This is a genomic window from Bradyrhizobium sp. 62 (assembly GCF_023073035.1).
Lineage (GTDB): Bacteria > Pseudomonadota > Alphaproteobacteria > Rhizobiales > Xanthobacteraceae > Bradyrhizobium.
This window is the reverse complement of the sequence record NZ_JADPIT010000019.1, coordinates 113523-127993: the sequence shown is the minus strand read 5'-3', so window position 1 is coordinate 127993 and position 14471 is coordinate 113523. Positions and strand designations below refer to the sequence as shown.

The 14471-nt window shown below is 64.5% G+C and carries 13 protein-coding genes and 1 pseudogene; 5 read left to right on the top strand and 9 right to left on the bottom strand.

The annotated features are described in order from the left end of the window. Window positions 1–42: 42 nt before the first annotated feature. Window positions 43–1083 (bottom strand): gentisate 1,2-dioxygenase, encoded by a 1041-nt coding sequence (gene gtdA / locus IVB47_RS22260; RefSeq protein WP_027569987.1) that lies wholly within the window; start codon window positions 1081–1083, stop codon window positions 43–45. 89 nt (window positions 1084–1172) lie between these two features. Here gtdA and maiA point away from each other — a divergent pair, with 89 nt between their 5' ends. Together maiA and IVB47_RS22250 are read left to right on the top strand one after the other, a co-directional pair. Beyond that, entirely contained in the window at window positions 1173–1805 is a 633-nt protein-coding gene (maiA, locus tag IVB47_RS22255; RefSeq protein WP_247464295.1) for a maleylacetoacetate isomerase, read from the top strand. Beyond that, window positions 1795–2304 carry a MarR family transcriptional regulator gene (locus IVB47_RS22250; protein WP_247464293.1) on the top strand — a complete coding sequence of 170 codons (510 nt, stop codon included), beginning with the start codon at window positions 1795–1797 and terminating at the stop codon, window positions 2302–2304. The genes maiA and IVB47_RS22250 overlap by 11 nt, the downstream gene beginning before the upstream one ends. A gap of 167 nt (window positions 2305–2471) precedes the next feature. Here the strand turns inward: IVB47_RS22250 and IVB47_RS22245 are convergent, their stop codons facing one another. From IVB47_RS22245 to IVB47_RS22230, 4 genes are all read right to left on the bottom strand, one after another. Continuing rightward, on the bottom strand, window positions 2472–4085 hold the full coding sequence (locus IVB47_RS22245; RefSeq protein ID WP_247464290.1) for a benzoate-CoA ligase family protein: 1614 nt from the start codon (window positions 4083–4085) through the stop codon (window positions 2472–2474). Beyond that, window positions 4082–5221 carry an FAD-dependent monooxygenase gene (locus IVB47_RS22240; protein WP_027515222.1) on the bottom strand — a complete coding sequence of 380 codons (1140 nt, stop codon included), beginning with the start codon at window positions 5219–5221 and terminating at the stop codon, window positions 4082–4084. The genes IVB47_RS22245 and IVB47_RS22240 overlap by 4 nt, the downstream gene beginning before the upstream one ends. A gap of 266 nt (window positions 5222–5487) precedes the next feature. After that, entirely contained in the window at window positions 5488–6345 is an 858-nt protein-coding gene (locus tag IVB47_RS22235; RefSeq protein WP_247464288.1) for a cysteine rich repeat-containing protein, read from the bottom strand. 152 nt (window positions 6346–6497) lie between these two features. Then, window positions 6498–7499, bottom strand: coding sequence for an NADP-dependent oxidoreductase (locus tag IVB47_RS22230; protein WP_247464287.1), 1002 nt, complete (start codon window positions 7497–7499; stop codon window positions 6498–6500). 208 nt (window positions 7500–7707) lie between these two features. Between IVB47_RS22230 and IVB47_RS22225 the strand changes: the two genes are divergently transcribed. Together IVB47_RS22225 and IVB47_RS22220 are read left to right on the top strand one after the other, a co-directional pair. Further along, the gene (locus IVB47_RS22225; RefSeq protein WP_027569994.1) at window positions 7708–9003 is read left to right on the top strand and encodes a dicarboxylate/amino acid:cation symporter; all 1296 of its coding nucleotides are present in this window, start codon (window positions 7708–7710) and stop codon (window positions 9001–9003) included. 12 nt (window positions 9004–9015) lie between these two features. After that, a complete protein-coding gene (locus IVB47_RS22220) occupies window positions 9016–9936 on the top strand; it encodes an amino acid ABC transporter substrate-binding protein (RefSeq protein WP_247464284.1) in 921 nt (306 codons plus the stop codon). A gap of 72 nt (window positions 9937–10008) precedes the next feature. Here IVB47_RS22220 and IVB47_RS22215 read toward each other — a convergent pair whose 3' ends face one another. The 4 genes and pseudogenes from IVB47_RS22215 to IVB47_RS22200 all read right to left on the bottom strand — a co-directional run bounded on the left by IVB47_RS22215 (window position 10009) and on the right by IVB47_RS22200 (window position 13559). Continuing rightward, on the bottom strand, window positions 10009–10374 hold the full coding sequence (locus IVB47_RS22215) for a nuclear transport factor 2 family protein (protein WP_027569996.1): 366 nt from the start codon (window positions 10372–10374) through the stop codon (window positions 10009–10011). A gap of 158 nt (window positions 10375–10532) precedes the next feature. Continuing rightward, a complete protein-coding gene (locus IVB47_RS22210) occupies window positions 10533–10883 on the bottom strand; it encodes a RidA family protein (protein WP_007599359.1) in 351 nt (116 codons plus the stop codon). 97 nt (window positions 10884–10980) lie between these two features. Next, window positions 10981–11900: pseudogene (locus IVB47_RS22205) on the bottom strand (PHB depolymerase family esterase). After that, window positions 11901–13559, bottom strand: a complete 1659-nt coding sequence (locus tag IVB47_RS22200) for an FAD-binding dehydrogenase (protein ID WP_247464466.1) — start codon at window positions 13557–13559, stop codon at window positions 11901–11903. A 292-nt stretch (window positions 13560–13851) separates the two neighbouring features. Here IVB47_RS22200 and IVB47_RS22195 point away from each other — a divergent pair, with 292 nt between their 5' ends. Then, window positions 13852–14322 (top strand): hypothetical protein, encoded by a 471-nt coding sequence (locus IVB47_RS22195; protein ID WP_027569999.1) that lies wholly within the window; start codon window positions 13852–13854, stop codon window positions 14320–14322. Window positions 14323–14471: the final 149 nt, after the last annotated feature.

The following is a 14471-nucleotide window of genomic DNA, read 5'->3' as shown; positions in this document are numbered from 1 at the left end:
GCTTCGCTGCGCTCGCAATGACGATGGGGCTGACAGCGCAGCCTAAACGTTCCCACGATCCTCGCGGAACAAGTCCAGCTTCTGCTGCACGGGTCGGTCCGAGAAGCTGAACAGCACCGCATCCATGTCAGCCTCGTGCGTCACCCATTGCCAGCTCGGCACCACGAACAAATCGCGCGGGCCCCATTCGAAGGTCGCATCGCCGATGCGCGTGCGTCCATGGCCTTCGATCGGGCAGAACACGGTTGCGTCCGTCGCGCGATAGCGCGCGGACTTGAAACCCTTCGGCAGCAGCTGGATGAAGGTGCCGATGGTCGGCATTGCGAAGTCGCCGGTTTCGGGGTTGCTGAATTTCAGCTTCAGCCCGTGACATGCGTCCCACTCCTGGCTGGTGCGAGCCTTCTCCAGTGCTTCACGCGTGTAGGCGTAGGGATAGCTGAAGATCGGCGAGGTCTTCGAGCTCCGCTTCACGTCGACCGGCAGCAGATTGTGGCCGTAGCGCGCAAAGCTGTCGCCGGCGGGCCTTGTAATCTTCTGCTGATCCTCGTTCGAGCCTTCCGCGAAAGAGCAGTCGAAGAACTGCACCAGCGGAATATCGAGGCCGTCGAGCCAGAACATCGGCTGGTCTGTCTCGTTGGAATGATCATGCCAGGTCATCGACGGCGTGATGATGAAGTCGCCGGGCTCCATCGCGGTGCGCTCGCCGTCTACCGCTGTGTGGGCGCCCTTGCCTTCGAGCACGAAGCGCAGTGCCGATTGGCTGTGCCGGTGGGCGGGCGCGACGTCGCCGGGCACCACCATCTGCACGCCGGCATAGAGCGACGTGGTGATTTTCGACTGACCGCGCAGGCCGGGATTTTCCAGCACCAGTACGCGCCGCTCGGCTTCTTTCGCCGTGATCAGCTTGCCGGCTTCGGTCATGTAGTCGCGGATGATGTCGAACTTCCATAGATGCGGTCGGCAGGCGCTCTTCGGCTCCGGCGTGATCAAATCGCTCATGACGGTCCAGAGCGCGGTGAGATTCTCGCCGTCGATCTTCTTGTAGAACGCCTCGCGTTCCGGCGTCTTGGTCACGGCTTCCATGGTGCGCTCCCGTCGTTTTGTTGATTGACAGTATACTTACGATCTAGGTAGCGTCAACGTGCGAACGAGAACGAAACGGGAGGGTTCCGATGAAGCTGCACGGCTATTTCCGCTCCAGCGCCGCCTACCGGGTACGAATCGCGCTAAACCTCAAGGGTCTCGGTGCCGAGCACCTGCCGCATCACCTTCGCAAGGGCGAGCAATGCGCGCCCGCCTATCTCGCCATCAATCCGCAGGGCCTGGTGCCCGCGCTGGAGAACGATGCGGGCGCAGTGCTGACCCAATCGGTTGCCATCATCGAATGGCTCGACGAGACCCATCCCAACCCGCCGCTGCTGCCGAAGGATATTTTGCAGCGCGCCAAGGTGAGGGCGTTCGCCTTGGCGATCGCCTGCGACACTCACCCCGTGCAGAATCTGAAGGTGCTGGCGCGGCTGCGCGAGCTCGGGCTGCCTGAGGAGAAGGTTCAGGATTGGGCGGCTTGGGTCAACCGCGAGGGGCTCGCGGCCTGCGAGACGCTGATCAGAAACGAGCCGGGCCCGTTCTGCTTCGGGGATGCGCCGACGCTCGCCGACCTCTGCCTGGTGCCGCAGCTCGCCAATGCGCGCCGCTTCGGCGTCGACGTCTCCGCCTATCCGCGCCTGCTTGAAGCGGAAGCTGCGGCCAAGGCGCTGCCGCCGTTCGTCAACGCCGCGCCGGAGAAGCAGCCCGATGCCGAGTAAGCCGCCTCCGATCACGATAGACGCGGTTTATGCCGCGCCAGGCTATCTGTTCCGTCGCATGCAGCAGATCGCGGTCTCGATCTTCATGGAGGAGTGCAAGGCGTTCGACCTCACGCCGGTGCAATACGCGGCGCTGATCGCGATCCACACCCATCCCGGCATCGACGCGACGCGGCTGTCCGCGGTGATCGCCTTCGACCGCTCCACGCTCGGCAGCGTGATCGAGCGGCTTCAGGCCAAGGATTTCGTCGAGCGCAGGCCAGCGCCGGAAGACAAGCGGATCAAGCTGCTCTATTTGACCAAATCAGGCGTGGCGATCCTGCGCGACATCATTCCCGCCGTCGAACGCGCCCAGGCGCGGATGCTCGAACCGCTCAAGCCGGCGGACCGCAAGGCGCTGATGGGGCTCCTGGTGCAGCTCGTCGATCTCAACAACGAGGCATCGCGGGTGCCGCTCCGGGCGGAGGACGCGCTGGAGCATATGGGGAAGGCGGGGTGAGGGTGGGGCGTCAAATACCAGTGTCGTCCCGGCGAAGGCCGGGACCCATAACCACCTAGTTGGGTTTGGCGAAGACAGGTGGTGACCAGCTCGCGCAATAACTCTCACTCGGCGTATGGGTCCCGGCCTTCGCGGGGACGACAGCGAGAGTGTGGCCACATCCTTCCTCACATCCGCAACAGCGCCTGCCGGTCGATCTTCCCTGTCCCCGTCTTCGGCAACTCGTCGATGAAGATCACCTCACGCGGATACTTGTACGGAAGCAGCTTGCCTTTCACGTAGTCCTGCAGCCTGCGGGTCGTCTCGCTCTGATCCGCCGCGCGGCTGTTCATCACCACGACTGCCTTCAGCGTCATGCGCCGGTCCGGCAGCTCGGCCGCGAACACCGCGCATTCGCGGATGTCCGGGTGATCGGCGAGGCACAGCTCGACCTCGAGCGGGTAGACCCACTGGCCGGAGATCTTGATGAGATCGTCGGCGCGGCCGCGGAAGAAGTGAAAGCCGTCGGCATCGCGGACGAAGCGGTCGCCGGTGTAGATCCAGCCGCCTTCGCGGATGGTCTCGGCGGATTTGTCCGGCCGGTTCCAGTACAGCGGCGTGTTGGAATCGCCGCGCACCCACAAGATGCCTTCCTCGTCGTCGGCGACGTCCCGGCCGTCCTTGTCGCGCAGCGCGACCTCGTAGCCGGGCACGCGCAGGCCGGCGGCGCCGAGCTTCTTCCGCTCGGGGCGGTTGGAGAGATAGATGTGCAGCACCTCGGTCGAGCCGAGGCCTTCGACGATCTCGAGACCGGTGAGCGTCTTCCAGCCGTTGAAAACGTCGGCCGAGAGCACCTCTGCGGCTGAGAGCGCCATGCGCAGGGACGAGAAGTCGGTCCTGTCCGCACCCTCGGCCTTGGTCAGCGACGTATAAAGCGTCGGCAGGCCGAAGAAGACCGTCGGCTTGTATTGCTCGATCGCCTTGAAGATCGCCGGGGGCTTCGGCTGGCCCGGCAACAGCAGCGTCGTCGCGCCCGCCGAGAACGGGAAGGTGATCGCGTTGCCAAAGCCATAGGCGAAGAAGATTTTCGGCACCGAGAAGCAGATGTCGCCGGGAGCCAGCTTCAGCACGTCCCGGGCAAAGGCGGCCTCGCTATAGGCCATGTCGTGCTGGAGATGCACGATGCCCTTGGGCCGGCCGGTCGATCCGGACGAGTACATCCAGAACGCCATCTCGTTGCGGTGCGTGTCGGCTTCCGCGAGCTCAGTCGGAAATTGCGGGAGCCAGCCGGCGGCAGCAATGGCGTTTGGTGCTGCGTGATCGCTCACGGTGCCATTGACGACGACCAGCGTATGCAGGGTCGTGTCCTTGCAAGCCTCAGCGTTGAAACGTGCACAGAACTCGGCATCCGCCACCGCGACAGAGGCGCCGGAATCGGCGAGATAGAATTGCAGCAGATCCGGCGGCGTCAGCGTGTTGATCAGCAGCGGCACGAAGCCGGCGCGCACCGCGCCGAAGAACGCTGCCGGATAGGCCGGGGTATCGTCGAGGAACAACAGCACGCGATCGCCGCGCTCGAGGCCGAGCGAGGCAAAGCCGTTGCCCCAGCGGCAGGCTTCCGCGCAGAGCTCGGCGTAGGTGCGCGTGCCCGCGGGGCCAATGAGTGCGAGCTTGTCGCCGCATCCTCTCGCGAGATTGTCGAACAGCACGCGGCTGGCATTGTAGACCTGCGGAACGGAAAAGCCGATCTCGCGCGCGCTCGCGCTGTCGGCGGGCACCTGGTCGTTAATCTGCCCGCTCATGCCTCATCCCCACCGTTCTTGGCGGCTTCGTAGCGCGCCATGAAGGCCGGCGACATCGCGCGCAGGCGGGAGTCGTCGATGCGGCCGGAGCGGGTGATGTAGCTGTAGGCAAAGTCCATCAGACCCTGCTGCATGTGCTGAGCAAAGTGCTCGTACCAGAACGCGCTGGTCCGCGCGGCGTTGACGAGCTTCTGCACCACCGGCTTTCGCGCGGCCTGGTAGCGATGCAGGGCGGTGGAGAGATGGGCATCCGACTCCAGCGCCTTGACCAGCGCAATGGCGTCCTCGATTGCGAGCCGCGTGCCCGAGCCGATCGAGAAATGCGCCGAGTGCAGGGCGTCACCGAGCAGCACCATGTTCTTGAACGACCAGTGCTCGTTCCAGACCCAGGGGAAGTTGCGCCAGACCGATTTATTAGAGACCAGCGAGCGGCCGCCGAGCGTGTCGGCGAACACCTCCTCGCAGACACCCTTGGACTGCTCCACGTCCTTGTAGGCGAAACCGTAGGCCTGCCAGGTCGCGTGGTCGCATTCGACCAGGAACGTGCTCATGGTCGGCGAGTAGCGGTAGTGGTGGGCGTTGAAGGCGCCGCGGTCGGTCTTGACGAAGGTCTGCGACAGCGTGTCGAAGCGTTTCGAGGTGCCGTACCAGACGAACTTGTTGGAGGAGTAGGACAGCGAGGTGCCGAAATCGCCCTCGAAGGCGCGGCGTACCAGCGAGTTCAGCCCGTCGGCGGCGACGATCAGATCATGGCCGTTGAGCTGGTCGATGGAGTGGATCGGCGTGTCGAAGCGTGGGGTGACGCCGGCATCGAGCGCGCGCTGCTGCAGGAATCGCAAGAGTTCGAGCCGGCCGATCGAGGAGAAGCCGACACCGTCGATGGCCACGCTGTCGCCGCTCAGGTTCAGCGTGATGTTCTCCCAGCTCTCCATGTGCGGCGCGATCGCGTCGACCGTCTCGGGGTCGTCGGCACGCAAGAATTCCAGGGCCTGGTCCGAGAACACGACGCCAAAGCCCCAGGTCGCGTCGGCCGGGTTCTGTTCGAACAGGTCGACCTGATCCTCGGGGTGACGCTTCTTCCAGAGATAGGCGAAGTAGAGCCCACCGGGCCCCCCGCCAATCACGGCGATCCGCAACGTCTGTCCTCCCTGATTGACAGTATACTTACTATCTAGGGGTAGACTAATGTGCTCCGGCTTCCCGCGCCAGCGGAATTATCGGCGAAGCGCGCGGCACGCCGAAGCTCATGTCCGGACGCGCGTTTGGCGCGTGTCCGAAGCAGTGACGTGCGAAGCATAGCCAAACCGCGCCGGCTTGGCCATCCGCAGGTCAGACGCAGGGCTTGATCCAGCCGCCGTTCACCAGCGCCGTGATGCGGCGGGCCGCCGGATGGCTTGCTCCTCTAGCGTGCAGCAAACGGCGCCAGCACGTCCTTGCAGGCGGGCGACAGCGAAGCGGCATTGTTGGCAACGCATTGGATGATCCGACCGCCACCTGGCGCCACGCTGCCGCACAGCGTGCGGACATCCTCGCGACATGCGGACTGGACGATGAACAGCTCTTCGCGTGGCCGCAGCGGGCGCAGCACGATCACGGCAGGCGCGGCTGCCGGTGCAGCTGCCGCCGCAGGAGCGGCGCCCGCAGGTGCCGCCGTTGCTGCCGCGCCACCGCCGGCCGCGGCGCTCACGGCCTTCTCGCAGGCCGGCGAAACCTTTGCCTTGTTCTTCTCCAGGCATTCGAGCGCGGGCGCGCCGCCCGGCGGGACGCTGGCGCACACCTTGGGATAATCGGCCCGGCACGCGCTCTTGACGGCGGCGACCTGCGCGCTGCTCGGCGGCTTGGCCGCAGCGGCGGCTGCAGCAGCCTTGGGCGCGGCCGCGGCAGCGGGCTTTGCGGCGGGAGCGGATTCAGCCTTCGGCGCGGCAGGCGCGGTCTCCGCCTTGGGTGCAGCCTCCTTGGGTGCAGCTTCGGTCTTCGGCGCGGCTTCGGCCTTCGGCGCCGCAGCTGGCTCGACGGCGCGAACCGCGGTTTGGCATCCGGAGGACAGGCCCGACATGTTCTTCTGCAGACATTGATAAGCTTCCACACCGCCCGGCGTGACGCTCGAACAGTGCGCGATGAAGTCCGAGCGGCATGCGGAGCGGATCGCGCTCTTCTGCGCCTCGGTCGGTGCCTGTGCGAACGCGCCTGCTGCAGTTGCGAAGAGAGCCGCCGCCAGCAACGTCCCGCGTGCCGACGCATGTTTCAACGTGTTGAACATCTGAGTGAATTCCCGCCCTGTCGGTAACGCCGACAATTTTTCAAATGTGATGCAAACAATCGTCGCGGGTGATGCCGCGCGCGGCACCATTGGCCGCCGCGACCTCTACCGCAAGTAGATATTGGCTTTGCAATTGCGACGTAACTACGTCGTCAGAGCTTGACCATCCGCTTGCCGCGGTTGTCGCCCGCCAGCAATCCGATCAGTGCCTTCGGCGTGTTCTCGAGGCCGTCGATGATGTCCTCCTGCACCTTCAGCTTGCCGGATGTGACCCAGGCCTGGAGGTCGGCGAGGGCGCGCTGGCTTTCCTTCATGTAGTCCATCACGATGAAGCCCTGCATGACGAGCCGTTTCACCACGATCAGGCCGGGCACGCCGCGCGGGCCGTGTGCCGAGGGCGCGCCGTCATATTGCGAGATCGCGCCGCAGCAGGCGATGCGGCCGTAATTGTTCATCTGCGGCAGGCAGGCTTCGAGAATGTCGCCGCCGACATTGTCGAAATAGACGTCGATGCCCTTCTGAGCCGCCGCGCGCAACGCCTTGAACACCGCGCCGTCCTTGTAGTCCACGGCGGCATCGAAGCCGAGCTCGGAGGTCAGCCAGTTGCACTTGTCGGCGCCGCCGGCGATGCCGACCACGCGGCATCCCTTGATCTTCGCGATCTGCCCGACGATCGAGCCGACCGAGCCCGCGGCCGCGGAGACCACGACCGTCTCGCCCTCTTTGGGCTTGCCGATCTCCAGCAGGCCGAAATAAGCCGTGAGGCCGGCGATGCCGAACACGCTGAGCAGATGCGTCATCGGCTCGAGCTTCGGCATCTTGGTGAGGTGCTTGGCGGGCACTGCCGCCAACTCCTGCCAGCCGGTGTCGCCGAACACGATGTCGCCCGGCGCAAGCCCCGGCGCCTTCGAGCTGACGACCTCGGCGATGGCGCCGCCGGCCATCACGCTGTTGGCTTCGACTGCTGAACGATAGGTCGCGCCGTGCATCCAAGCGCGGTTGGCGGCGTCGAGCGAGATGTATCGCACGCGCAGCAAGGCCTCGCCGTCCTTCGGCTCGGGCACCGCACCTTCGACCAGCTTGAAGTGCTCGGGGCCGAGCTTGCTGCTGGGCTTTTCCACCAAAAGAATCTGACGATTGACGCTGCCGCTCATGATGTTTCCCCTCGGTCGTTTGACGATTATTGATGCAGCTGCCGCAAGAAAAACGTGCAAGCCGCCTTCGTTGTGCGCTGCATGAAGGCTAGATCGCGGGCGCCAGTTTCGCAACGGGAACATCCGCCCCGACGATCGCACGCCAAGCGTGTTGCGCAGCCGTCATATCTGCGACATCATGAAGCGGTCGGTGTAGCGGGGGTGTTCAATGTCGAACAGGTTTACGCAATTCATTCTGGTGGCGATGGTGCTCGGCATCATCATGGGCGCGGCGATCTACAACTTCCTGCCCGATACGCGGGGCGATTGGGCCTCGTCCATCAACCTGATCGCCGTGATTTTCCTGCGCCTGATCAAGATGATCATCGCGCCGCTGGTGTTTGCGACCCTGGTCGGCGGCATTGCTCATATGGGTTCGGGCTCCAAGCTCGGCCGCATCTTCGCCAAGACCATGGGCTGGTTCGTCAGCGCCTCTTTCGTCTCGCTGATGCTCGGCCTCGTGATGGTCAATCTGCTCCAGCCCGGCGCGAATTTCCCGGGTACGCTGCCTGACAAGGCGCAGTCGACCGGCCTGCCGGTTTCCGCCTTCTCGATCGAAAAATTCCTGACCCATCTGATCCCGACCTCGATCGCGGACGCGATGGCGCAGAACGAGATCCTGCAGATCGTGATCTTCGCCGTGTTCTTCTCGGTGGCGATGGGCTCGATGCCCGAGCGCTCCAAGCCGATCCTGGCGCTGATCGACGATATCGGCCACATCATGCTCAAGGTGACGGGCTATGTGATGCTGTTCGCGCCGTTCGCGGTCTGGGCCGCCATCACCGCGACGGTTGCCAAGAACGGCCTGCTGGTGCTCTGGAAGCTCATCGTCTTCATGGGTGGCTTCTATCTCTCGCTCGCGCTGCTGTGGGGCATCCTGGTGGTCGTGGGCTTCATCGTGATCGGGCCGCGCTACGCCCATCTGCTGAAGCTGATCCGCGAGCCGCTGATGATCGCGTTCTCCACCGCGAGCTCCGAAGCGGCCTATCCGAAAACCCTGGAGGGGCTGAACAAGTTCGGCGCCTCGTCGCGGATATCGAGCTTCGTGCTGCCGCTCGGCTATTCCTTCAATCTCGACGGCACCATGATGTACTGCACCTTCGCGAGCGTCTTCATCGCGCAGAGCTACCACATCGACATGCCGCTCGGCACTCAGCTCGCGATGCTGGCGACCCTGATGATCACCTCGAAGGGCGTCGCCGGCGTGCCGCGCGCCTCCCTCGTGGTGATCGCCTCGACGCTGTCGCAGTTCGGCATCCCCGAGGCGGGGCTGTTGATGATCATGGGTATCGACACCTTCCTCGACATGGGCCGCAGCGCCACCAACGTGATCGGTAACACGCTCGCGACCTCGGTGGTGGCCAAGTGGGAAGGCGAGCTCGGGCCCGAGCACGAGCTTGAGCCGGGCGATGCCGTGCCGGGGGACATGATCCCCGGCGAAGTGCCTGCGATGGCCGGCCATTGATCGGAGTGCATCATGCGCCTTTCAATGGCGATATCGGGCGGCTTGTTGCTGGCAGCGTGCCAGCTGGCCACGAGTGCCTCCGCCCAGACCGGTGGCAGCGAGGGGCTTAGCCCGACGCTGTCAGCGATCAAGACGGCGCACACCGTGCGGCTCGGCTATCGCGAGAGCTCGCCGCCGTTCTCCTTCCTCGATCAGGCCAACCGGCCGATCGGCTACAGCCTCGAGCTTTGCGAGGCCATCGTCGAGGAGATCGGCGTCGAGGTCGACGATCCCAATCTCAAGATCGCCTACGTCAAGGTCACCTCGGATGACCGCATCGACGCCGTGCTCCAGAACAAGATCGACCTGGAATGCGGCTCGACCACGGCCAATGCCGAGCGCGGCAAGCGCGTCGCCTTCTCGCCGCTGATGTTCGTCGCCGGCACCAAACTGATGGTGCCGAAGGCGTCCAGCGTCCAGTCGCTGGCTGATCTGAAGGGCAAAACTATCGTGGTGACGAAGGGCACCACCAACGAGCAGGCGATCCAGGCGGCCGACAGGAAGTCCTCGTTGGGACTGACCATCGTTGTCGGTGCTGATCACGAACAGTCATACCAGATGCTCGTCGACGGCAAAGCCGATGCGTTTGCGACCGACGACATCCTGCTGTCCAGCCTGATCGTGCGCCACAAGGCACAGGACAAGTTCCGCGTCACCGGCGATTACCTGTCCTACGACCCCTACGGCATCATGTTCCGCAAGGGCGAGCCGCAACTGACGGCCGTGGTCGACCGCACCTTCCGCAAGCTCGGCTCCAACCACGACCTCGTTCCGCTCTACAACAAATGGTTCACCGCAAGGCTTCCGACCGGCGAACGGCTGAACGTGCCGATCTCGCTGCAGCTGGAGGAAGCCTTCAAGGCAATGGACGATTCCGCGAGCGCGAATAACTAGCGCCTGTGCGACGAGCGAAAGTGCGCCCTCTCCCTTTACAACGGAGAGGGCCTGGCAACGATCAGCGCGTGCTCACGCGCCTGCGGGCACCTGGTCCAGAAATCCCGTGATGCTCCTGATACGGCCGTCCTTCAGCACGGCGAAATCCGTCCCCTTGATCGGGCTGTCGATGCCATCGGGACCAAGGCCCCAACTGAAGCGAACATGGTCGCCGTAGCCGTTGGGCTCGCCGATCAGCTTGAACTTGAAATCGGGAAAGCGCTGCTGCACGCCTGCGATCAGCGCATCGACGCCGTCATGGCCATCCCCCTTCATCAGGGGATCGACATAGCTCGCATCCGCCGTCCAGTTCTGGCTCAGCAGTTCGCGCCGGCGGCCGGCTGCACGCTCGTTCCAGAGATCGATGTAGCGGCGGGCGATGGTGATGGGGTCGGTCATTGTGGTCTCCTTCGATGGCGCCGTGTCGTTCGGCTGACCTGACTATCGAAGGTTTGCGCGCGCTGATCGATTACCTCGGAGGTCATGCGCATGATCCGGGAAGGCGGTTTCCCGATCAGATCATGCGTCGACAAGCGCGCGCAAGTGTCGTCGCGAACTTACTTCGCCGCCGTGACCATGATTTCGACGGTGTATTGGGCTGCCGCGAGCTTGGCTTCGACGGTGGCGCGTGCCGGCGTGTTGCCGGGCGAGACCCAGGCGTCCCACACCGCGTTCATCTCGCCAAACGTCTTCATGTCGGTGATGTAGATCGTGGCCGAGAGCAGCTTCGACTTGTCGGTGCCCGCTTTGGCGAGATGGCTGTCGATGGTCGCCAGGATGTCCTGGGTCTGCTTCGTCACGCTTTCGCCGGCGGCGTTGTTGGCGACGACACCGGCGAGATAGACGGTGTTGCCGTGCACGACGACCTGGCTCATGCGCGGGCCGGTTTCAAGACGCTGAATGCTCATTGGGAGTCTCCTTTGAATGGCGGCTCTGTCTAGCGCAGCGGCCTGCCTCGTGCCACCCCAGGCACGCATGCGTGCCTGGCTATGCATGCGTCGCACTTCAAGGAAACTGGCCGAAGAACGTCCAGATCGTCTCGGCGGCGTCGATGTCGCCGTTCTGCGATCCGAGCAAGCTGGCGGCGACCTTCGGGAAGCGCGCATCCGGAGAAAATCCGGGCATGCGGTGACCGCCTTGATTGATGCGATAAAGCACGACGTCGTGCCCTCCAGGACAGCGCGAGGAGATCCGTGTCACCGTGGACTGGTCTGCAGGCGCCCTGTCGGGCAAATCGGTCGTGTCGGCATTATCGGTCTCGCAGCCGTTGAGCTTGCGCCAGAACGCAAGCGTCTCGTCGGTGGACCAGAACCCGTCTGCGGCATAATAGCTCGATCCGCGGCCGCCCTCGTAGGGGACCAGCGGATCGGCGGTGCCGTTCATCAGCAGCATCGGCAGCGGCCGCGACGGATGGCACGTGACCGCGGCCTCATCGGTGAGGTTCATGCTCACGCTCGCGCCGGCAGCAAACAGATCGGCGCGGGCACAGACCAGCGTCATGGCCATGGCGCCGCCATTGGAGATGCCGGTGACATAGACGCGGCGAGGATCGGCGGTGCCGCTCGCCACCAGCTTCTCGACGAGCTTTGCGATGAAGGCGACGTCGTCGGTGCCCGCGGGCGGGCCACGAGCGCCGGTCCCGCCTTGGTCCTCGCATCGGCCCATGCGTGGTTGAGGCCATCAGGAAAGACCACGGCAAACCCTTCGCGCTTTGCGACCTGCGGCCACGCCGTCCGTGTCATCATGTCGGCGCCGCGCTGGGTCTTGCCATGCAGCACGACGACGAGCGGCACGAGCCGCTTCGTTGGCAGTTGCACAGTGTAGGACCGCTTCACGCCGTCGATGTCGATCGTGTCGGCGGACGCAGCCGAAGTGGCGGCCAATGCCGCGACAAACGCCGCGATGCGCGTTCGCCGCCGCATCATCTAGCCCACGGCTTTCGCCGCGGCGCGGCCCGCATTGCGGCCCGAGAACAGGCAGCCGCCGAGGAACGTGCCTTCCAGCGAGCGATAGCCGTGCACGCCGCCGCCGCCGAAGCCGGCGGCTTCGCCCGCTGCGTAGAGGCCGGGGATGACGCTGCCCTCCTCGCCGAACACGCGCGAGGAGAGGTCGGTCTCGAAACCGCCCAGCGTCTTGCGGGTGAGGATGTTGAGCTTGACCGCGATCAGCGGCCCTTGCGCGGGATCGAGGATGCGGTGCGGCGAGGCGGTGCGGATCAGCCTGTCGCCGATATAGCGCCGCGCATTGTGGATGTTCATCACCTGCGCATCCTTGACGTAAGGATTGGCGATCTCACGGTCGCGCGCCTCGATCTGCATCCTGATGTGCTCGAGCTTGAGGAGGTCGCTGCCGGCCAGCTTGTTCATGGCCGCAACGAGGTCCTCGATCTTGTCGCGCACGATGAAGTCGACACCATGGCTTTTGAACGCTTCCACCGGCGCCGGCGCCCCCTTGTTGGTGGCGCGCTTGATGGTCATGCGCCAGCTCTTGCCGGTGAGGTCGGGATTCTGCTCCGAGCCCGACAGCGCAAACTCCTTCTTGATGATGCTCTGGGTCAGGATGAACCAGGAATAATCGTAGCCGGTGGACATGATGTATTGGAGCTGGCCGAGCGTGTCGGAGCCGGGAAACAACGGCGCCGGCAAGCGCGTGCCGGTGGCGTCGAACCACATCGAGGAGGGGCCGGGCAGGATACGGATGCCGTGGCGCGGCCAGATCGGTGACCAGTTCTGGATGCCTTCGACATAATGCCACATGCGGTCGCGGTTGATCAGCCGCGCGCCTGCTTTCTCGGTGATGCCGATCATGCGGCCGTCGACATGCTCGGGCACGCCGGAGATCATGAATTTCGGCGGCGCACCGAGCCGCTTCGGCCAGTTCTGCCGCACCAGCTCGTGATTGCCGCCGATGCCGCCGGACGCCACGATCACGGCTTGGGCCTTCAACGCAAACTCGCCGACGACGTTGCGCGATGAGCTCTTGCCGCGCTCGACATTATCCGGGGCGAGAATGGCGCCGCTGACGCCATCCACCGTGCCGTTGGTGATCGAGAGCGCATCGACGCGATGGCGGAACCGAAAGCTCAGCCGGCCGGTTCTGACGGCCTCGCGCGCGCGGCGCTCGAACGGCTCGACGATGCCGGGCCCGGTGCCCCAGGTGACATGAAAGCGCGGCACCGAATTGCCGTGGCCCATGGCGTCATAGCCGCCGCGCTCGGCCCATCCGACCACGGGGAAAATGCGATGGCCCATCGCGCGCAGCCACGCACGCTTCTCGCCGGCCGCGAACGCCACATAGGCCTCGGCCCATTGCCGCGGCCAGAAATCCTCGTCACGGTCGAAGCCGGCGGTGCCGAGCCAGTCCTGCATCGCGAGGTCGAAGGAGTCCTTGATGCCGAGCCGGCGCTGCTCCGGCGAATCGACCAGGAACAATCCGCCGAACGACCAGAACGCCTGGCCGCCCAGCGACTGCTCGCCCTCCTGGTCGACCACGATCACGCGCTTGCCGGCGTCCGCGATCTCGGTTGCGGCCACGAGGCCCGACAGTCCTGCGCCGACAACGATGACGTCAGTCTCTTCAGCCATCTGTTCGGCCATATGCTTTCCCCTCCATGTGTCTCCCCTCCACAGGTTCCCCCCTGTAGTTGCCCGGATTGAAGCCGGCGGTTGCAACTGAGATCAAGAGTATGGCGCGTAAGACATCGTTAACTTGTTCCACTTCGGGAAAAAGACCGGCTGAGTGCAGCGCCGGCGCAACACTGGATTTGAATTTGTTTTGAGCGAGCCGGCATGCCTAGACAAAACCGCGGTTACGACGGACCCTAGCAGGGCATCACCACCTGACACACAGATTCGAATTCGACTGGGGCGGGGGCCAATGAAGTTTCTGACGGGGTTGCTTGCGGCGGTTCTCCTGATCGCGAGCATGGGCGCTTCTCACGCGGTGGTTCGGATCGCGGATGACCGCGGTGGCCGGATCGGAACCTACGTCGACAAATACCAGGACCTGCGGCAGTCGGGCGACACCGTCATCATCGACGGTCTCTGCGCCTCTGCCTGCACCATCGTCCTCGGCGCCATCCCGCCTGACCGCATCTGCGTGACGTCGCACGCGACACTGGGCTTCCACGCCGCGTGGGATTTCGGCAGCAACGGCCGCGCCGTCACCAATACCGAAGCGACCCAGATGCTCTATGCGATGTATCCTTCGCAGGTGAAACGCTGGATCAATCAGCGCGGCGGCCTCACCCCGCATATGCTCTTCCTGAAGGGCAGGCAGCTCCAGGCCATGTACAAGCCCTGCTACCTCGACGCGCAGGCCTCCGCCAACAAGCCATCGCCGCGGTAGGGCGCGGCGGTCATTCGCCTTTCACTAATTGATCGTCATGGCCGGCCGTAGCCGTCCGAAGGTCGGCGTCGCTTTCGCTCGCCTATGTCCCGGCCATCCACGTTTTTGGCCCGGCTGGAAAGTCCGTGGATGCCCGGGCCTTCGCCTCG

What these genes read in the sequence shown, in the direction of transcription:
- gtdA (WP_027569987.1), bottom strand. Translation starts at nt 1,083, where the DNA reads ATGGAAGCCGTGACCAAGACGCCGGAACGCGAGGCGTTCTACAAGAAG.
- maiA (WP_247464295.1), top strand. Translation starts at nt 1,173, where the DNA reads ATGAAGCTGCACGGCTATTTCCGCTCCAGCGCCGCCTACCGGGTACGA.
- IVB47_RS22250 (WP_247464293.1), top strand. Translation starts at nt 1,795, where the DNA reads ATGCCGAGTAAGCCGCCTCCGATCACGATAGACGCGGTTTATGCCGCG.
- IVB47_RS22245 (WP_247464290.1), bottom strand. Translation starts at nt 4,085, where the DNA reads ATGAGCGGGCAGATTAACGACCAGGTGCCCGCCGACAGCGCGAGCGCG.
- IVB47_RS22235 (WP_247464288.1), bottom strand. Translation starts at nt 6,345, where the DNA reads ATGTTCAACACGTTGAAACATGCGTCGGCACGCGGGACGTTGCTGGCG.
- IVB47_RS22230 (WP_247464287.1), bottom strand. Translation starts at nt 7,499, where the DNA reads ATGAGCGGCAGCGTCAATCGTCAGATTCTTTTGGTGGAAAAGCCCAGC.
- IVB47_RS22225 (WP_027569994.1), top strand. Translation starts at nt 7,708, where the DNA reads ATGTCGAACAGGTTTACGCAATTCATTCTGGTGGCGATGGTGCTCGGC.
- IVB47_RS22220 (WP_247464284.1), top strand. Translation starts at nt 9,016, where the DNA reads ATGCGCCTTTCAATGGCGATATCGGGCGGCTTGTTGCTGGCAGCGTGC.
- IVB47_RS22215 (WP_027569996.1), bottom strand. Translation starts at nt 10,374, where the DNA reads ATGACCGACCCCATCACCATCGCCCGCCGCTACATCGATCTCTGGAAC.
- IVB47_RS22210 (WP_007599359.1), bottom strand. Translation starts at nt 10,883, where the DNA reads ATGAGCATTCAGCGTCTTGAAACCGGCCCGCGCATGAGCCAGGTCGTC.
- IVB47_RS22200 (WP_247464466.1), bottom strand. Translation starts at nt 13,559, where the DNA reads ATGGCTGAAGAGACTGACGTCATCGTTGTCGGCGCAGGACTGTCGGGC.
- IVB47_RS22195 (WP_027569999.1), top strand. Translation starts at nt 13,852, where the DNA reads ATGAAGTTTCTGACGGGGTTGCTTGCGGCGGTTCTCCTGATCGCGAGC.